The 18,366-nt window shown below is 69.0% G+C and carries 18 protein-coding genes, 1 tRNA gene and 1 pseudogene; 13 read left to right on the top strand and 7 right to left on the bottom strand.

All coding sequences use genetic code 11. From position 1 onward, the window contains the following. Window positions 1-85 precede the first annotated feature (85 nt). From ACFW9O_RS29240 to ACFW9O_RS29265, 6 genes are all read left to right on the top strand, one after another. Window positions 86-745, top strand: coding sequence for a formylglycine-generating enzyme family protein (locus tag ACFW9O_RS29240; protein ID WP_384613451.1), 660 nt, complete (start codon window positions 86-88; stop codon window positions 743-745). A gap of 6 nt (window positions 746-751) precedes the next feature. Then, window positions 752-1,141, top strand: coding sequence for a hypothetical protein (locus tag ACFW9O_RS29245; RefSeq protein WP_384613453.1), 390 nt, complete (start codon window positions 752-754; stop codon window positions 1,139-1,141). 61 nt (window positions 1,142-1,202) lie between these two features. After that, window positions 1,203-1,478, top strand: coding sequence for a hypothetical protein (locus ACFW9O_RS29250; RefSeq protein WP_384613455.1), 276 nt, complete (start codon window positions 1,203-1,205; stop codon window positions 1,476-1,478). Further along, window positions 1,475-1,873, top strand: coding sequence for a PIN domain-containing protein (locus tag ACFW9O_RS29255; protein WP_384613457.1), 399 nt, complete (start codon window positions 1,475-1,477; stop codon window positions 1,871-1,873). The genes ACFW9O_RS29250 and ACFW9O_RS29255 overlap by 4 nt, the downstream gene beginning before the upstream one ends. A 17-nt stretch (window positions 1,874-1,890) precedes the next feature. Next, window positions 1,891-2,013 carry a hypothetical protein gene (locus tag ACFW9O_RS29260; protein ID WP_384613460.1) on the top strand — a complete coding sequence of 41 codons (123 nt, stop codon included), beginning with the start codon at window positions 1,891-1,893 and terminating at the stop codon, window positions 2,011-2,013. A 31-nt stretch (window positions 2,014-2,044) separates the two neighbouring features. Continuing rightward, window positions 2,045-2,776 (top strand): hypothetical protein, encoded by a 732-nt coding sequence (locus ACFW9O_RS29265; RefSeq protein WP_384613462.1) that lies wholly within the window; start codon window positions 2,045-2,047, stop codon window positions 2,774-2,776. Between the two features lie 656 nt (window positions 2,777-3,432). Here ACFW9O_RS29265 and ACFW9O_RS29270 read toward each other — a convergent pair. Beyond that, window positions 3,433-4,410 (bottom strand): annotated as a pseudogene (locus ACFW9O_RS29270) (ATP-dependent helicase); the annotation flags it as partial. Window positions 4,411-5,431: 1,021 nt separating this feature from the next. Between ACFW9O_RS29270 and ACFW9O_RS29275 the strand changes: the two are divergent. Further along, window positions 5,432-6,955, top strand: coding sequence for an HNH endonuclease (locus ACFW9O_RS29275; protein WP_384613464.1), 1,524 nt, complete (start codon window positions 5,432-5,434; stop codon window positions 6,953-6,955). A gap of 234 nt (window positions 6,956-7,189) precedes the next feature. On the opposite strand, the gene ACFW9O_RS29280 is transcribed toward ACFW9O_RS29275, so the two are convergent. The 6 genes from ACFW9O_RS29280 to ACFW9O_RS29305 form a co-directional block, all read right to left on the bottom strand. Beyond that, window positions 7,190-8,182, bottom strand: a complete 993-nt coding sequence (locus ACFW9O_RS29280; RefSeq protein WP_384613466.1) for an alpha/beta hydrolase — start codon at window positions 8,180-8,182, stop codon at window positions 7,190-7,192. 31 nt (window positions 8,183-8,213) lie between these two features. Next, window positions 8,214-8,927 (bottom strand): C39 family peptidase, encoded by a 714-nt coding sequence (locus ACFW9O_RS29285; protein WP_351165971.1) that lies wholly within the window; start codon window positions 8,925-8,927, stop codon window positions 8,214-8,216. A 160-nt stretch (window positions 8,928-9,087) separates the two neighbouring features. After that, complete coding sequence (locus tag ACFW9O_RS29290; RefSeq protein WP_329207350.1) at window positions 9,088-10,089, bottom strand: winged helix-turn-helix domain-containing protein; 1,002 nt, start codon at window positions 10,087-10,089, stop codon at window positions 9,088-9,090. A gap of 217 nt (window positions 10,090-10,306) precedes the next feature. Beyond that, window positions 10,307-10,693: a hypothetical protein gene (locus ACFW9O_RS29295; RefSeq protein WP_384613469.1), complete on the bottom strand. Its 387-nt coding sequence runs from the start codon at window positions 10,691-10,693 to the stop codon at window positions 10,307-10,309. Between the two features lie 18 nt (window positions 10,694-10,711). Next, complete coding sequence (locus tag ACFW9O_RS29300) at window positions 10,712-11,101, bottom strand: hypothetical protein (RefSeq protein WP_384613471.1); 390 nt, start codon at window positions 11,099-11,101, stop codon at window positions 10,712-10,714. 211 nt (window positions 11,102-11,312) lie between these two features. Beyond that, window positions 11,313-11,384: transfer RNA gene (locus ACFW9O_RS29305), tRNA-Arg, on the bottom strand. 206 nt (window positions 11,385-11,590) lie between these two features. On the opposite strand from ACFW9O_RS29305, the gene ACFW9O_RS29310 reads away from it, so the two are divergent. The 6 genes from ACFW9O_RS29310 (at window position 11,591) to thrB (ending at window position 18,317) form a co-directional block, all read left to right on the top strand. Continuing rightward, window positions 11,591-12,073, top strand: a complete 483-nt coding sequence (locus tag ACFW9O_RS29310; RefSeq protein ID WP_351165928.1) for a response regulator — start codon at window positions 11,591-11,593, stop codon at window positions 12,071-12,073. A 102-nt stretch (window positions 12,074-12,175) separates the two neighbouring features. Next, window positions 12,176-13,237 (top strand): ArgS-related anticodon-binding protein NrtL, encoded by a 1,062-nt coding sequence (nrtL, locus tag ACFW9O_RS29315; RefSeq protein ID WP_384613473.1) that lies wholly within the window; start codon window positions 12,176-12,178, stop codon window positions 13,235-13,237. Between the two features lie 19 nt (window positions 13,238-13,256). After that, on the top strand, window positions 13,257-14,648 hold the full coding sequence (lysA, locus tag ACFW9O_RS29320) for a diaminopimelate decarboxylase (protein WP_384613474.1): 1,392 nt from the start codon (window positions 13,257-13,259) through the stop codon (window positions 14,646-14,648). A gap of 95 nt (window positions 14,649-14,743) precedes the next feature. Next, window positions 14,744-16,045 carry a homoserine dehydrogenase gene (locus ACFW9O_RS29325; protein ID WP_351165922.1) on the top strand — a complete coding sequence of 434 codons (1,302 nt, stop codon included), beginning with the start codon at window positions 14,744-14,746 and terminating at the stop codon, window positions 16,043-16,045. A 6-nt stretch (window positions 16,046-16,051) separates the two neighbouring features. After that, window positions 16,052-17,122, top strand: coding sequence for a threonine synthase (thrC, locus tag ACFW9O_RS29330; protein ID WP_329207338.1), 1,071 nt, complete (start codon window positions 16,052-16,054; stop codon window positions 17,120-17,122). Between the two features lie 277 nt (window positions 17,123-17,399). After that, window positions 17,400-18,317 (top strand): homoserine kinase, encoded by a 918-nt coding sequence (gene thrB, locus ACFW9O_RS29335; RefSeq protein WP_384613476.1) that lies wholly within the window; start codon window positions 17,400-17,402, stop codon window positions 18,315-18,317. Window positions 18,318-18,366: the final 49 nt, after the last annotated feature.

The raw sequence follows: 18,366 nt of genomic DNA on the forward strand, positions 1-18,366 counted from the left end.
CGCTTCTCCGTATCGTGGGCCTCGGCGGCCAGTCGGCCTCCGCGAACAGAGAGGCCACGGAGTGCACCCGCTCACCGACGACCCGATGACTGTCGCGATGGCCGAGATCCCCGGCGGCACCGTCGACCTCCGGGACGACCGCCGGGGCACCCGCTGGCAGGCGGAGATCGCGCCCTTCCTGCTCGGCCGGTACCCGGTCACCGTCGGACAGCACGGCGCCGTCACCGGAACGGACCCCGCCCCCTCCGCGAGCAGTTCCGCGCCCGTCACGAACATCAGCTGGCTCGACGCCGTCGACGTGTGCAACCTGATCTCGGCGCGGGCCGGTCTCGGCCAGGCCTACTCCCATGACGTACGGAGCGGGGAAGTGACCTGGGACCGGACATCCGACGGTTACCGCCTGCCGACCGAGGCCGAGTGGCAGTACGCCTGCAAGGCGGGGACCACCGGATACCGGTACGGCGGGATCGACGAGATCGCCTGGTACGAGGCCAACTCCGAGGGCCGCGCCCACGACGTCGGCGGCCGGACGCCCAACGCATGGGGGCTGCACGACATGCTGGGCAACGTCTGGGAGTGGTGCTGGGACCTCTACGACGAGGAGATCTACGGCGCGTACCGCATCTTCCGCGGAGGCGGCTGGGCCGAGTCGGAGCGCGGCTGCGGCGCCACGGTACGCCGCCGCAGCCACCCCACGTTCACCATCGACGACCTCGGCTTCCGGCTGGCCCGCGGCGCGGCCTGAGGGCCGGTGGGCCGCACCGAAGGCGTTGTCGACCCGGAGTTCGTCCCCGATGTCTTCAGCCGCGACGCCCGCCTCCTCGTCCAGCCCTACGGCCTTGGTGAAGAAAGCGGCCTCGATCTCTGGGACACCGCCACTGGAGACGCACTGGGCAGCTGGAGCCTGGCGGGGCAGGGGGCAGCCGGGCCCGATGCGCCCGTCGACGTCGTCGAGGCCCCCGGCGGTGGCCTTCTCACGCGAGGCTGGGACGGATCGCTCGTCCGGCGCTCGCTGGGGGTCGCGGAGTGGCGGACGACCCTGTGCGGACTGGTCGCCGACCCTCTGCCGCAGGCCGACTACGACCGCTACCTCGGCGACCTGGACGCGGAGGTGCCCTGCAAGGCCCAAACGAAATACTGATCGTTCCGCGTTGCCGCGCGACCCCGACCCCTATCGCATTTTAAATGCCATAATGGGGTTCATGAGTGATCCCGATTTCTTGCCCGGCGACGGGCCCAGTAGCGGCATCTCCGTCACGCTGGCCGCAGGAACTCTGCAGGCGATTCGTGAGCGCGTCGGCAAGCGAGGTGTTTCTGCCTATCTGGAGAGAGCGGCGCAGCGCCAGATCGAGCGTGACAGCCTGGATGAGTTGATTGCGGACTTCGACGAGGTGAACGGGCCGGCCGACCCTGCGGCTGTGGCTGCCAAGCGGGCCAGGCTCACCGGTCAGCAGTCCGGTTCCGAGGCCGCCGCATGAGCGGAGCCTTGATCCTGGACAGCGAGGGCTTGGCCAAGGCGGTGCAGCGTGACCGGGAGGTTCATGAATGGCTGGCAGCGGCGCGCGAGGCCGACCTCCCGGCCGTCACGTCGGCCGCTGTTCTGGTCGAGGTCATTCATCCCAGGGTCAATGACTCCGCGCTGAAGTGGACGCTCTCCAGGCTGCGCGTGGAGCCGGTCACGCAGGCTCTGGCTCAATCCGCCGCAGCCCTGTTGCGGGCCGCTGGCCTGCACGGCCACAAGTACGCCATCGACGCCATGCTGTGTGCGACCGCGTTGGGGCTGCCTGGGCGGGTGACAATCCTGACATCCGATGTGGAGGACATCGCAATGCTCACCGCCGGGCATTCCCGTGTCCTTGTCGAGAAGGTCTGAGCTCAGCCTGCCGACGCGTGAGCCGGAGCGAACCGCTCTCGGGTAGTCAGCTGCCGCACCACCATCTCGTGCGCTACGGCAGGGCCGCACCGATCCGTCCGGTGGCGCGAATAACCGTGCGGACGATCGACACCCGGTGAGGTACGTTCCTCTGGTCCGAAGGGGGGCGAAGTGGCGAAGCTCAACCAGATCATCGCCGTGGAAAAGGGTGTCAAGAGCAAGTCGCTCCAGGACATCACCGCGGCACACCACAAGGTGCAGAAGCCCGTACAGCTGGCCGGCATCTCGCGTACGTACCAGCCGAAGGACGAGGAGGGCGAGCAGCTGCCGCCCGAGTCCACGCGCGTACAGGTCAAGACCGAGGACGTGCTGCGTGAGATGTCCGCGTCGCTGACCCGGCTGTTCGACGTGACCGCCACCAAGGACTGGGCCAACTGCTCCGCCCGCGCGGACGTCACCGTCGACGGACGGACGGTCGTCCGCGAAGTGCCGGTCAGCTACCTGCTCTTCCTGGAGAAGCAGCTCACCGACCTGCACACCTTCGTGAAGAAGCTCCCCGTACTCGACGCCTCCGAGTCCTGGTCGCTCGACCCGTCGACGGACTGGTGGAAGACCGACCCGGTCCGCACGATCCGGACGAAGAAGGTCCCGCGCAACCACGTCAAGGCCGAGGCGACCGAGAAGCACCCGGCGCAGGTCGACGTGTACTACGAGGACGTGCCGATCGGGTACTGGACGACCGTGAAGTTCTCCGGATCGCTTCCGGCGAAGCGGGTGAACGAGCTGCTGGAGCGGGTCGAGAAGCTGCAGCACGCGGTGAAGTTCGCCCGCGAGGAGGCCAACGGCGCCGAGGTCACCGACCAGCGGGTCGGCGACGCGGTGTTCGGCTACCTGTTCGGCTAGCACCGGACGCAGGTAGCATCCACAAACGCCCCCGCGCACTGTCGTGGGGGTGCGCACCATCACACGGCCGGTTGAGGTCCGGTCCGTGTGACGAGCGCAGACTGAAACTGACGTTCAGCCTGAAGACGCGGCACAGGTGAAGGTTCGAGTCCTTCCCCCGGCACCACTGGCCGGGGTGGCCCAACATGGCAGAGGCAACCGCGATCACACTCAGACTCTCGCTCAAGCTTCAGTATTGCCACCGACTGCCAGATCGACCGAGTACGGACGAACACCGTTGAATGCTGGTTCGAATCCGGCCTGCACCTCTTCATGGCGCGGTAGTTCAATGGAAGAACGCGACGGTCTGACGACTGATCCGCACTCTTAAACGGCGCTGGCAAGCGCAATTGGGTGGCATCCCCAGGGGCCCGGGAGCTGGATACGACTCCCGGGCTCCGCCACGTCCGGAACCTGATGGGTGTGGTGTTCCCGGCCCTAACAGGTGCGGGCCCGTGCATGTACTCGATGTATTCCGGTTGCCCGGCGTACACCGTCCCGCCGATGGCCTCGGGCGACCGCGTAGGTCACGGAGCCGGTGAGTGTGGTCATCCTTGCGGACTGGCGCCTTTCGCGCATCCGTCGGAGGATCCGACAGCGGCCATCTGTGGCCGTGCTCAGGCGGTCAGGCTGGTGAACCTCACGTGTTCACGCAGGGCTGCGGTCGCCCCGTCCATGTCCGCCATGCGCGCTGCGAGCGTCGCCTCGGCCAGATGCGGAGGAAGAGCCGCACTGAACTTCAGTCCGTTCAAGGCACGAGGGTCCACCGACGGCAAGCACAGGTGCTCTTCGGCGTCGGTCCTTGCCTGCTTCCACTCCTGCACGGTGAGATCTTCGCGGAGCCGCACATACATGTCCGTGGGTCGCTGCAAAGGGTCGGCCACCGAAGCGAGAGTGACTGCCAGCGTTGCATTGGCCTTGTAGCCGGCCCAGGTCCACCAGCGCACGTTCGTGTCGCGGCCGCCGCGAAGGAGCACGGCGCCGTCGGGGTCGACCAGTTCGCCTCCCTTCTCACGCAGCTGATCGAGCGCACCGGCGGCACGACGTGTAAGCAAAACACCAGGAGTCGAGCCGAGCACGACCTCTCGTGCAGCCCGGGTCAGTGCGTAGGAGGCCGTACGGGAGAGGCCGACGCCGCCCCAGCGTGCCTTTCCACCACCGTCGACCGGCTCTACGAAACATCGGCGGCGCGACCAGTCGATGTAGGTCACCTGCCAACTACGCCCGGCGAGCAAGAGGCGTCGCGGGCCCATGACCCTTTCGGTGAGCAGGGCAGGATCCGTCGTACCGATCTCCGTGCGGCCGGCCAGGACGGTGAACTCCGGAGCGGCGGTGAACACGGCGGTCAGGTCCATGAAGTGCCGGTAGCCGAAACGCTGTTCCGCCTCGGGGCCGATGAACATCAGGCCGGCTTCGCGGTTCAGGAACCCGGCTTCCAGTAGATGACGCACAAGAGGCTCGGACGCCGGGCCGAATGGCCCCAGTCCGCCCCACCAGTCCTGCCACAGCCGGTCCCCCACCCGGTGCTCCTGCAGACAGAGTGCAAGGATCTGCTGCGCGACGATATGGCGCGGTTCCGGCGGAGCGACGACAGGCTACGGCATCACCCGTCCCGGCTCTCACACGGACGACGGTGTGGGGATGATCCGGCAGCCTTCGAGGATGAACCCGGCTGGTGCAGATCACTGAGCGCCAGGGAGATCGCAGCCCAGGACTACGACGTTCTGCAGTGGAGACCGTGGAGAAGAAGTCGGCAGTCAACACACGCATCGCGGAGTGCGCTATGTCGTTGAGCGACGCATTGTTCGACGTCGAGGCACAGGGCAGGAGTGTCTGGCCTGAACGATCTTTCGGAGAATTGGCCCTACTGCGTGCGGGGCATGCGTCGCGCTCTCGCGGGGAGGACGCCCCCCGAAGGGCAGGGCTGCTCCCTGGGAACGGCGTCCCGTACGTTGCGCCTGCGGACGTACTGCGCAAGGGGCTGCCGTACGTTTCCCGGACAGGTGCGTGGTTCGTCTCTCCCAAACAAGACGCGGTGTGCGCTGCGCAGTCTCTTCTGTTGGCGACCAGGGAGGACGGTGTGCATGCCATTGTGAACGAGGTGCCCGTGGCACCCGGGCGGGGCGTCCTCGTCATGCAGCCTGAGGAATCGGCCGACCGCTACTGGTTGCTGCACGAAGTCCGCTCCCGAAGTGGCGAGCTGACTGCCGCGGCCCAAGGCCCGGGCGGGCGTGAACTGAGCCGGAACGCGGTAGAGGCCACGGCTGTCCGATGGCCCCCGTCCTCCGTGCGTGAGCGGTTCGGGCAACTCGTCGGCAGGCTCCACAAGCGAGCTGTAGCCGCTCATGTGGAGAACGCGATGCTCGACCGGTTGAGAGATAGCCTTTTGGGGGACTTCCTCGACGGCCCGCCTGGCACCGTAAGCGCCGAGCGGTCTCCCTAGGTCGCCGAGAAGGTGGCTTTCTTACGGAGAATGCACGATGCCTGGAAGCCCGTGGCGGTGGCCCCGCCAGCACCTGACGTGTGCGCAGTGTCGGTATGTCCAGTTCTGAGGTCGCGACTTCGAATCGTCCTGAAGGCAAGTCCGTTGTTAGTGCGGCTAGTTAGCCTGACAGTATGAAGATGGAAAGTGTTGTCACGCTTCCTGGCATGGGGGACGCAGATTTTCGGGGCCTGGGTGGAAGCAGCGCCCGCTTCTCCGGGGATGTAGGGGCGCAGTGGGTGCTCCAGCCGAGAGGCACGGCTCGGGTGCGGGGGCCGCAACATTTCAGGCACTCGGTACGTGAAGGTGTTCGGCTCTCCGAGTACGAGCATGTCCTGGGCTCGGACAGGGACGCACTCAAGCAGCTCTTCCCTGCAGGCGTGGCACGACTCTGGGGATCCACACCCCCCGTCCGGGAGAGGTCGGCGAAAGTCACAGCCTTGGAGGAGCGCCGGGTGGGCGACGAAGTGCTGTTCTACGCCGGCAAGAAGTTCGTCGCCAAGGCCAGGATTCTCGGCCTCCTCCGTAACCGTCCACTCGCCAAGGCTGTCTGGGGCGTGGATGAGGACCACAAGACCTGGGAACACATCATGGCGCTCGGTGATGTAGCCGAGTTCGAGGTGCCCGCAGAACCCATTCTTCGAGGCCTTCGAATCCCCGTACCGCTGCGCTCGCTCACTCTTGTACATGCGGAAGAGAGGCGCCGGCTTTTGGGCATGGCCGATCTCGCGGAGTCCTCGCGGCCGGAGCGGGACAGCACCCGCCCAGAACGAGGGCCGACCCTGAATAGGGAGGGGCTGTTCCGTTCCCTGTCCAGCTTGAAGACTCACATCAAGGAGCGCCGCCCTTCACGGCACAAGCCGATCACACTTTTGTGGGCTATCGGGCGCCTAGCCGCCCAGCAGGAGCGCATGGTGGGGTGGGAGACATTCAGGAGTGAGGTCGCACCTCTGCTACAGGACTTTGGGCTGTCGGGCTCCAAGGTCACTCCTGAGTACCCCTTCTGGCATCTGCGCAGCAGCGGGCTGTGGAGTGTCGAAGGGATTGATCAACCGTCTACACCTACTCCGTCACAGTTGGCCGCTTCGCGTGCCAGAGCTGGTCTCACCACGGATGCGGCGAAGGTCCTCCGCCGTTCCCTGGCCCGTGCCGAGGCCATCGGCCTGCTGTGCTCGAGATATCTCGGCGACGTGGATCGGGACGAGCTCCTTGAACGTGTGGGGCTCGCCGGATATACGAGAGCGAGTGGCGAACAGCCGGACAGTGGCCGTAGCGGAGGCAGGGCGCCACGCCGACCGGTCACCTCGTCGCAGCCTGACCGTGATCAGAGGCTCGTCGAGCAGATAAAGGTGATGTACGGGCACGAGTGTCAGGTCTGCGGATCCCGAGTTGAGACCAGATACAGCCACTACAGCGAAGCGGCGCATATCAGGGGTGTGGGAAGGCCTCACGAGGGACCCGACGAACTGGCCAACCTACTGTGCCTCTGCCCCAATCATCATGTCGAGTTCGACAGGCTCGCCATCTACATCGACGAGAACTGGGCAGTCAGGCGAAACTCTACGGGCGCTGTCGAGTACCAGCTGAAGCTGCACGCCGACCACGATATCGAGCAGGAGTATCTGCGTTATCACCGTGGGCTGTGCGGACGCCTTTGAGCCGGTCTCGCTGCCGACTGCCAGATCGACCGGGTACGGACGAACACCGTTGAATGCTGGTTCGTATCCGGCCTGCACCTCTTCATGGCGCGGTAGTTCAATGGAAGAACGCGACGGTCTGACGACTGATCCGCACTCTTAAACGGCGCTGGCAAGCGCAATTGGGTGGCATCCCCAGGGGCCCGGGAGCTGGATACGACTCCCGGGCTCCGCCACGTCCGGTGGGTTGTGGCTCTACGCTCTGCCCAGCCGGGCGATGATCCCGTCCAGGTCTCTTCGGAACAGGTCGGGGCGCACGAAGTGCCCGCCGGGTACCTCGTGCCACTCGTGCGGGATGCCGGCTGCGGCGAGGCCGGCCCGGAACTCCCGCTGGCCCGCGAGCACTTGCGTCTCGTTGACCGTGTCGAACCAGTTGACCGGGTCGGGACTGGTGCCGGCGACCAGGAGGACCCGCTTGTTCCGGTAGCTCTCGATGCGCTGCACGGGATTGTCGGCGGTGACCCTCGCCTCGTCCCAGAGCGGAGCCCCGTAGACGGTGCCCCCACCCAGTTCCACGGCTGCGGAGGAGGCGTTGGCCCAGTGGGTGACCAGGCCGAAGTCGCGGCGCAGGCTGGCCGGTCCGGAGTGGGCGCTCACCGAGGCGAAATGGCCGTAGTACTTGGCCGCGTACTTCAGCGCCCCGAAGCCTCCCATCGAGAAGCCCGAGACGGCTCGGCCGTTGTACTCGGCGTACGTCCGGAAGTTGGCGTCGATCCACGGGAGCAGCTGGGCGATGTGGAACGTCTCCCAGTTGCGGGGGCCGGTGTTGGAGCTGACCGGGTTGGAGTACCAGCCCGCGTGGCCACCGTCGGGCATCACGACGATGACCGGCTTTCCGGCGGTCCAGGCGCGGATGCCCATGCGGTCGAACGTGATGAAGTCCTGGTCGGTGCCTCCGCCGTGGAAGAGGTAGAGGACCGGATAGGAGCGTCCGCCGGTGTGGTAGCCGTCGGGGAGCAGGACGTTGACGCCCGGATCCCAGCCGATCGCGTCTGTCGCGAAGCGGTAGTACCACATACGGGGGTCGCTCTCGTTGCGGTCCACGATGCGTAACCCGAAGCCGTCGCCCGCAGCAGCGGCCGCCGATGCGGACGCCAGGACGCTCCCTGCGCCGAGGGCTGTCGCCGTGGTGAGTCCGGCGACGGCCTTGATGACGCTTCTGCGGGTGGGGCGGTGCGTACTCAACATGATCTCCTGGGGGGAAGTGGGACAGGCCGAGTCACGCGGAGTACCCCTTCGGCGGGATCAGCGTGGCGAGCTGGTCGAAGGAGATCCAGTAGATCTGGTTGCCGCTGAAGGAAGCGGGGTCGGCGATGAGGACGGTGCGGTCCACCTCGTCGTAGCCGAAGACCGTGAAGTAGTGGTAGATCGTCTGGTCAGACGGGTACCCGGGCGGCTGGTTGCCCGGCGGGGCGACGATGTTGGCCACCAGCGGATAGTTGCGGTCGATGTCGAACACGATGTCGTACCAGAGCAGGTCCCGCTGTCCCTGGGTGGGCGGATCGTTCGGCATCTCCTTGGTCTCGTACCAGCCCCCGCCCAGGTTCGCGTTGAGGACGCGCGTCACCTGGCCGATGTGGTCGGTGCCCGCCTCGGTGGTGCCGAGCTGCCAGGCGAGATCGCCCTGGCTGGGCGGGGCGGTCCGGGCGGAGAGCGCGATGCGGGTGGCGGCCGGACCGCACCAGTAGCCGGTCTCCTGGACCTGGTAGTCGATCTGGAGCCAGTGCGCGCTCCGGGTGCGCCCGGAGTCGACCTTCAGCCGGCTGCCCGGCTCGTTGAACCCGCTGACGACGGCCGTACCGGCCTTCGAACCGTGGGCGAGTACGGACACCTGAGGGACGGACGGTGCGGGCGACGCGTGCGCCATGCCGGGCTGCAGGAGAGCTCCGACGGCGACGGCTGCGATCGCTGCGGACACAAGTCTCTTACGCATGAAGGCTCCTGGGGGGACGGGCCCTTGCGGGAAGTGGCGATGTGGGGGAATTCCCGGTTCGTGTGCGAGAGCGGGGACCAGCGTGATTCCTGACCGCTGCGGGCGCAAGCGTCGAAAGTTCAGGCTTACCGGGGGACTTGGGCGCCCCCGGCGCACAGCCTCAGGGCCTCGGCCCGCCCCGCTCTTCGGTGGCGAGCAGGGCGCGGCCCTCCGCGGTCGCGACGTGGAAGGACCGGCCGGCCCTGCGGACCGTGGTGATCAGACCGGCCGCGCGCAGCACGTTCACGTGCTGGCTGACGGCGGGGTGGGTCACCTGCAGGAGGCGGGCGGCCTCGCCGGTGGAACAGCCGGTGCGGGCCGCGCGCAGAATGCCGGCACGGGTGTGCCCCAGCAGCGGCCCCAGAGGGCCGGAGCCTTGAGAGGGGCGGGCATCGGGAGCGGGCTCGGCCCAGTCGGCGGCGTGGTGGATGGGGTACACGAGAACGGGCGGCAATTCACCGTCCGCCAGGGTGGTCGGCGTGGGCCAGCAGAAGAACGACGGCTGCAGCACGAGGCCCCGGCCGCCCAGATGAAGCTGCTGATCCACCGGGTACGTGACCTCCAGTACGGGCGCCCGCCAGCGGATGTGCGGACCCAGTCCGGCCAGCAGACCCTCGGTGCCCCGGTCGAGGAGGCTGTCCAGCCGGACCGCACGGTCGGCCTCGATGTGTGCGCGGACACGCGGCCAGTACGGTGCGAGCGCCTCCAGCTGATAGGTGTGGAGGGCGTCGCCGAGACGGCGGAGGGCATCGCTGTCGCCCGAGGCCAGGGAGCTGACCCAGCCGGGCACGTGCGGCGAGGACGCCAGATGCGCCAGATCGGTGCGCAGCCGTGGGTGCGGAGTGCTCATCAGGGTGTCGAGGGACGCCTGCAAGGTGGTGCGGTCGCCCGACGTGGGGGTGAGGAAGTCAGGGGAGTAGCCGCGGGGCGGCAGCAGGCCGGCCAGCAGTGTGCGGCTGCCGGAGAGCCTCGGCCGCGCCCAGTGGCGCCACGCGCCGAACACGCTCTCGCCGTCGCGGCGCTGCAGGGTCTGGACGCTGTTGCTGATCTCCCAGAGGAAGTCAGGTCCTGGGGCCACCCGAACCCGCGCCAGGTCCTCGGATGTGAAGTACACCCGCAACATGGTTTCTCCAGCGAGAGATGAAGGTGCGCCGATGCTGACCGCGGGCACGTCCGGCGGGTCAACAGGCTTGTGGGCGCCGGTAGTTCGCGAACCGTCGCCGCACCCCGCCGGGTGCCTCCGGGCAGCGTACCCTCGCGCGATCGCCGCGTGGCCCGGGGCGGGGGAGTGACCGTTCGCACGTGACGTCCGCCATGTGTCGGCTCCGGCCCGGGCAGGGTCAGACCGGTCGGCCCGGCCGGCGTGCCCAGCGCAGGGACCCGGCCTCCTCGGGAGGCAGGAGGCCCGTGGCGACCAGCGCCGCCCGGCCTGCCTGCCGGCCCGCGATCCGGTAGCCGTACTCGGACGAGTCGACCTCGCTGAACGAGCCTTCCGTGATCAGGACCGCCGCCGCCACCCCGTCCAGCCCTTCAAGCAGCCCCGCCCGCAGGGCAGGCAGGTACTCCGCCGGCAGCTGCCTCTCCGGGGCCACGCTGACCAGCTCGAACTCGCCGCCCGGGCCGGGCGGTTCGAAGTGCGCCACGACGTGCGCGTACGGCCCGCAGGCGCCGATGCTCATCAGCACGCGGACGCAGACGTCGGGTACGGGGGAGGGGAGGCCGGTCATCGGCACGCACCGTGCCGCTTACGCGACGCCGTCCCGCCACACGGGGTTGTGGTGGCCCGAGGAGTCGGACTTGTAGATGTACATCCGGATGGGGGTCCCTTCGGGCAGGTCGAGGTACTTCCACGGGGTGCAGTAGGGCGCGTAGTTCCCCTTGGTGGTGGCCGAGGAGTCGAAGTCGCCGTCCCGGCCTATGTCGATACGGACGTAGATGGCGTAGCCGTCGGATTTGATGTCGCAAGCCTGGAAGGAGTCGCCCAGGAGGTCGCCGGACGGATCCTGCTGCCACTCGCCGTACCCGCCGCCCTCGTAGGCGCCGTAGGTCCAGGCGCTCGCGGGGCTGGACATCGCGAGGGTGAGACCCAGTGAGGCGAGCATGACAGCTGCGGCCTTGGTCTTGCGCAGACGCATGTGAGTCCTTCGAGGGAGGCGGCAAAGCCCCGTGCCGGGGCGGCGATCCGGCGAGCTGCCGTGATCACCGAGCAGCCTAGTACGCCACTCACCGCTCACTCGCGATCAATGGGGTAAACGACAAAGAACCGGACCCAGTGAGACTGGGTCCGGCTCTTGAAGTCTGGCACTTCGCCTGCGCAGCGAGTTGATCGCTTCGCTCCGACGGAAGTGCCCCCGGCAGGATTCGAACCTGCGCACCCGGCTCCGGAGGCCGATGCTCTATCCCCTGAGCTACGGGGGCGACATCGCTGCACTTGGCGGCGACGAGTGAAACCCTACCAGCTTCGGTGGGGTGTCCGGGAACAGGTATTTCCGCGTCGGCGCACCGGTTCTCCGACGGCCGCGACGCCGGCTCGGGGGGAGCGACGCGGAGACCGGGCGTCGCCTCCCGAGGACCGTGCGCCGAATTCGGGCCGTGGGTCGCCGGGCCATCACTCCGGGGCGGAAGTGGGCAAAACCCGGACGCAGCCCCTCCGGCGGACCTACTCTCGAAGGGTGTCAGGGGCGTACGGCCGCGTGCTTGTTGTGGACGACAACAAGGTCATCCGGCAGCTGATCAGGGTCAATCTCGAGCTGGAGGGCTTCGAGGTCGTGACCGCGGCCGATGGTGTCGAGTGTCTGGATCTGGTCCACCGGGTCTGCCCGGATGTGATCACGCTCGATGTGGTGATGCCCCGGCTCGACGGAATCCAGACCGCCGTCCGGCTGCGCGCCGATCCGCGGACCCGCCACCTGCCCGTCGCCGTTGTCAGTGCCTGCACGCCGTACGAGGTGGACTCGGGGGTGGCCGCCGGGATCGACGCCTTCCTGGCGAAGCCGTTCGAGCCGAGCGACCTGGTGCGGATCGTCCACAGCCTGATGCGCAGGAAGGACTCGCCGTCGGTCGACGGCAGACACGGCGCCGGGAGGGCCGGGAGTACGGCCGGATGACGGCATGACCGACCACTGCCCGCCCGCATCCCGGGCCGCGCGGGTGACCGGATGGCGAAACGGGGTCGCGAAGTGCCCCCCTCCCTCCCATACGCTTGTCCCGTGACCCCCGCAGAGCTCTCCCGAACCGTGCTGCGCGCTGTGCGCCGCGCGGTCGACGAGGACGTCCTGCACGCGCCCGTCCCCGCGCGCGTGCGGGTGGAGCGGACACGGCCCGGCGGCAGCGGCGACTACGCCTGCGCCGTCGCCCTCGAGCTGGCCGGTCCCGCCGCGCTCCCGGCCCGGGAGGTCGCGAGCATCCTGCGCGACCGGGTGGCGGTGGCCCCCGGCATCGGACGGGTGGACATCACCGGCCCCGGTTTTCTGAACTTCACGCTCGACGCGTCCGCCGACACGGCCGCCCGCGCCGCGCTCGTACGCGACGTACGGGAGCAGGGCCTCCGGTACGGACGGTGCACCACCGACGCCGGGCGGCTCCACCGGCTCCACCACCCTTCCGAGGTCCGGGCCGCGGTCCACGCCCAGGCAGTCGGGCGCCTCCTGAGGACGCAGGGCGGCCAGGTGCTCATCGGCTGCACCGGAGCGACCGACCCCGGCTGGGAACGGCTGGGCATCGTGGTCGGCCCCCGCCACGGGCCGGAGGAGAGCCTCGAGATCCGTCCCGTACCCGCCCGTGCCACCGCCGCCGAGCTGCTGGAGCGCCTCGGGCGGGACGCCGCGCTGTGGGGTCTGCTGCGGCCCGCGGCCCATGACCACGCCCCGCTGGGCGCCGAGCTCCTCGTACAGGGCGAGGCCAATCCGCTCTTCCTGGTCCGCTACGCCCACGCGCGCGCCCGCGCCCTCACAAGGAGCGCGGAGCAGCTCGGCTTCGCCGGCGCGTACGACGAGGACGTGGACGCGCCCGCACTGCACGCCGCGCTCGCCGACCACCCCGGCGCACTCGCCTCCGCCGCCCGCCACCACGCTCCCGACCGGGTCGCCCGGCACCTGGAGACGGTGGCGCGCGCCTTCTTCGACCTCCACGACACGAACCCGCCGCTCCCCGTCGGCGACGAGAAACCCTCGGCCGCCCACCGCTCCCGGCTGGCTCTTGCCGAAGCCGCCGGGAGGGTGCTGGCAGGCGGCCTGTTCCTGCTCGGCATCAGCGCGCCCGAACACCTCTGAGACCTGAGAGAACAGAACGATGAGCCGATCCGCACACCCCGCCGGGCCCCGTCACGCCGATGTCCTCACCGAGGGGCACTACAGCGCCCCCGCGAAGGACCTGAACGTGCTGGACGAGAAGGTCTGGGCCCGCACCGTCACCCGCGACACGGACGGTGCGCTCACCGTCGGCGGCATCGAAGTCGCGCGGCTGGCCGAGGAGTTCGGCACCCCTGCGTACTTCCTCGACGAAAGTGACTTCCGGGCGCGCTGCCGCGCCTGGGCCGAGGCCTTCGGGCCGGACGCCGATGTGTTCTACGCCGGGAAGGCCTTCCTGTCGCGTGCCGTCGTGCGCTGGCTCCAGGAAGAGGGACTGAACCTCGACGTGTGCTCCGGCGGCGAGCTCGTCACCGCGCTGGACGCAGGGATGCCCGCCGAGCGCATCGCCTTCCACGGCAACAACAAGAGCGTCGCCGAGATCGAGCGTGCCGTCGAAGCCGGTGTCGGGCGGATCGTGCTCGACTCCTTCCAGGAGATCGTCCGCGTCTCGCACGTCGCCCAGCAGCTGGGGAAGCGCCAGCGCGTGCAGATCCGCGTGACGGTCGGCGTCGAGGCCCACACCCACGAGTTCATCGCGACCGCGCACGAGGACCAGAAGTTCGGTATCGCGCTGGCCGACGGACAGGCCGCCGAGGCGGTGCGCAGGGCGCTCACCCTCGACGGGCTCGAGCTCATCGGCATCCACTCGCACATCGGCTCGCAGATCTTCGACATGGCCGGATTCGAGGTCTCCGCCCGGCGCGTGGTGCAGCTGCTCGCCGAGATCCGCGACGAGCACGGCATCGAGCTCCCCGAGATCGACCTCGGCGGCGGCCTCGGCATCGCGTACACCTCCGAGGACGACCCCCGCGAGCCGCACGAGATCGCCAAGGCGCTCAGCGACATCGTGACCCGCGAGTGCGAGTCGGCGAAGCTGCGGACCCCGCGCATCTCCGTCGAGCCGGGGCGCGCCATCGTCGGACCCACCGCGTTCACGCTGTACGAGGTCGGCACCATCAAGCCCCTCGAGGGGCTGCGCACCTACGTCAGTGTCGACGGCGGCATGTCGGACAACATCCGCACCGCGCTGTACGACGCCGAGTACAGCGTCTCCCTCGTCTCGCGCAGCTCGGACGCCGAGCCCATGCTCGTGCGCGTCGTCGGCAAGCACTGCGAGAGCGGCGACATCGTGGTCAAGGACGCCTTCCTGCCCTCGGACCTGGCCCCCGGCGACCTGATCGCCGTGCCGGCCACCGGGGCGTACTGCCGCTCCATGGCGAGCAACTACAACCACGCCCTGCGCCCCCCGGTCGTCGCCGTGCGCGACGGCGAGGCGCGGGTGATCGTCCGGCGCGAGACGGAGGAAGATCTTCTGCGTCTCGATGTCGGCTGATGAAATAAGGGTCTCAGGATCCGGACGGGTGACAGAAACTCCCGTCCGGTGAGTGAGACTGTTCCACACATCTGAAGTATGAGAAACGAGGTCGGATGATGCGTACGCGTCCGCTGAAGGTGGCGCTGCTGGGCTGTGGAGTGGTCGGCTCAGAGGTGGCTCGCATCATGACGACGCACGCCGACGACCTTGCCGCGCGCATCGGTGCGCCGGTCGAGCTCGCGGGTGTCGCCGTCCGCCGTCCCTCCAAGGTGCGGGAGGGCATCGACCCCGCGCTCATCACCACCGATGCGACCGCCCTGGTCAAACGGGGTGACATCGACGTCGTCGTCGAGGTCATCGGGGGCATCGAGCCCGCCAGGTCGCTCATCACCACCGCCTTCGAGCACGGTGCGAGCGTCGTCTCCGCGAACAAGGCACTGCTCGCCGAGGACGGCGCCGCCCTCCACGCCACCGCGGGGAAGTACGGCCGGGACCTCTACTACGAGGCCGCCGTGGCCGGTGCCATTCCGCTCGTACGTCCGCTGCGCGAGTCGCTCGCCGGGGACAAGGTCAACCGGGTGCTCGGCATCGTCAACGGCACGACCAACTTCATCCTCGACAAGATGGACACGAGCGGAGCGGGCTACTCCGAGGCGCTCGACGAGGCCACCGCGCTCGGCTACGCCGAGGCCGACCCGACCGCGGACGTCGAGGGCTTCGACGCCGCGGCCAAGGCCGCGATCCTCGCGGGGATCGCCTTCCACACCCGGGTGAAGATCGGCGAGGTGCACCGCGAGGGCATCACCGAGGTCACCGCCGCCGACATCGCCTCCGCCCGACGCATGGGCTGCACCGTCAAGCTCCTCGCCATCTGCGAGCGCGCCGCCGACGGCAGGTCCGTCACCGCCCGCGTGCACCCCGCGATGATCCCGCTCAGCCACCCGCTGGCCTCCGTCCGCGAGGCGTACAACGCGGTCTTCGTCGAGGCCGAGGCGGCCGGGCAGCTGATGTTCTACGGTCCCGGCGCCGGTGGCGCCCCGACCGCGTCCGCGGTCCTCGGCGACCTGGTCGCCGTCTGCCGCAACAAGATCGGCGGGACCACCGGCCCCGGTGAGTCCGCGTACACGCGTCTGCCGGTCAGCCCCATGGGCGAGGTCGTCACGCGGTACCACATCAGTCTCGACGTGGCCGACAAGCCTGGCGTACTCGCCCAGGTGGCAACGGTCTTCGCCGAACAGGGCGTATCCATCGATACGGTCCGCCAGCAGAGCCGACAGGACGGAGACGGCGAGGCATCCCTCGTCGTCGTCACCCACCGCGCGCCCGACGCAGCCCTCTCCGGGACCGTCGAAGCGCTGCGCAAGCTGGACACCGTGCGCGGTGTCGCCAGCATCATGCGTGTTGAAGGGGAGTAAGGACCCATGACCAGCAAGGGCACCCACCAGTGGCGCGGCATCATCGAGGAGTACCGGGACCGTCTTCCCGTCACGAGCACGACGCCGGTCGTCACACTCCGTGAGGGTGGCACGCCGCTCGTTCCGGCGCAGGTCCTCTCCGAGCGCACGGGCTGCGAGGTGCACCTCAAGGTCGAGGGCGCCAACCCCACGGGGTCGTTCAAGGACCGCGGCATGACGATGGCGATCACCCGGGCCAAGGAGGAGGGCGCGCAGGCCGTCATCTGCGCCTCCACCGGCAACACCTCCGCGTCCGCCGCGGCGTACGCGGTGCGGGCCGGCATGGTCTGCGCCGTGCTCGTACCGCAGGGCAAGATCGCGCTCGGCAAGATGGGGCAGGCCCTCGTCCACGGCGCGAAGATCCTCCAGGTCGACGGCAACTTCGACGACTGCCTGACCCTGGCCCGCAGCCTCTCGGACAACTACCCGGTGGCGCTGGTCAATTCGGTCAACCCGGTCCGGATCGAGGGCCAGAAGACCGCCGCGTTCGAGATCGTCGACGCGCTCGGCGACGCCCCCGACATCCATGTCCTGCCGGTCGGCAACGCGGGCAACATCACGGCCTACTGGAAGGGCTACAAGGAGTACGCGGGGGACGGGCTGTCCACGCACACCCCGCGCATGTGGGGCTTCCAGGCGTCCGGCTCCGCGCCCATCGTGCGCGGCGAGATCGTCAAGGACCCGGCGACCATCGCCACCGCGATCCGCATCGGGAACCCGGCCTCCTGGCAGTTCGCCCTGGACGCCCGGGACGAATCGGGTGGTTTCATCGATGAGGTGACGGACCGGCAGATTCTGTCCGCCTACCGCCTGTTGGCCTCCCAGGAGGGTGTGTTCGTCGAGCCCGCGTCCGCCGCCTCCGTGGCCGGTCTGCTCAAGGCCGCCGAAGAGGGCAAGGTCGATCCCGGCCAGAAGATCGTCTGCACCGTCACGGGGAACGGCCTCAAGGACCCCGACTGGGCCGTCGCGGGCGCACCGCAGCCGGTCACGGTCCCTGTGGACGCGGTCACCGCCGCCCAGAAGCTGGGTCTGGTGTAACCGGCACTTCGCAGCTCAGCCGCCCTTTTCGGGCGGAGAGCGCATAGGAGGCGTGCGACACGCATCGTGCGCCTCCTGTGCGCCCTATGTCGCCACAGAACCTTCCTTCGATAAGCTGTAGTCAACCCGCCCCGCGCATGCGCCGCGGTGCAGTCGCCGTAGTGGCTGCCGGGTACCCCATTCCGGCACTTCGGCACCCCACGCACGCCGAGGGCCCCGCCCCCCGCATCACCCCGCACGACATCCCCGCCGCCGTACAGGAAGAGTCGTCCAACCGATGGCCGGTCCCGCGTTCCGAGCTGCCGCCGTCCGGGTGCGCGTCCCCGCAACCAGCGCCAACCTCGGCCCCGGTTTCGACGCCCTGGGCCTCTCGCTGGGGCTCTACGACGACGTCGTCGTCCGGGTCGCCGACTCCGGGCTGCACATCGATATCGCGGGTGAGGGCGCCGAGACGCTGCCCCGCGACGAGAGCCACCTGCTCGTACGCTCCCTGCGCACGGCCTTCGACCTGCTCGGCGGACAGCCCCGCGGCCTCGAGATCGTCTGCGCCAACCGCATCCCGCACGGCCGGGGCATGGGCTCCTCGTCCGCCGCGATCTGCGCCGGCATCGTCGCCGCGCGTGCGGTGACGACGGGCGGCGACGCCCGACTCGACGACGCGGCCCTGCTGGAGCTGGCCACCGAGATCGAAGGGCACCCCGACAACGTCGCGGCCTGCCTCCTCGGCGGTTTCACGCTCGCGTGGATGGACGGCGGAGCGGCCAGGGCCATCAGGATGGATCCCGCGGATTCCGTCGTTCCGGTGGTTTTCGTCCCGGCCACGCCGGTACTCACCGAGACGGCACGCGGTCTGCTGCCGCGCACGGTTCCGCACGTGGACGCCGCTGCCAACGCCGGTCGTGCGGCCCTCCTCGTGGAGGCCCTGACCCGGCGCCCCGAGCTGCTGCTCGCCGCCACCGAGGACCGGATCCACCAGGAGTACCGGGCGCCCGCGATGCCGCAGAGCGTGGAACTCGTGAACCGGCTGCGCGCCGACGGCGTCCCTGCTGTCATCTCCGGAGCGGGGCCGACCGTGCTCGCTCTGACGGAGGAAGGCTCGGCCGACAAGGTCACCCGCCTGGCGGGTGAGGGATGGGCCGCGAACCGGCTCGCGCTCGACACCACGGGCGCGAGCGTGTTGCCGCTCGCTGCGTAAGCGCACGTGATTGCCGGTGCATGAGAGGGGGAATGTTTGTTGGAGCCGG

Source organism: Streptomyces sp. NPDC059499 (assembly GCF_042749285.1).
GTDB lineage: Bacteria > Actinomycetota > Actinomycetes > Streptomycetales > Streptomycetaceae > Streptomyces.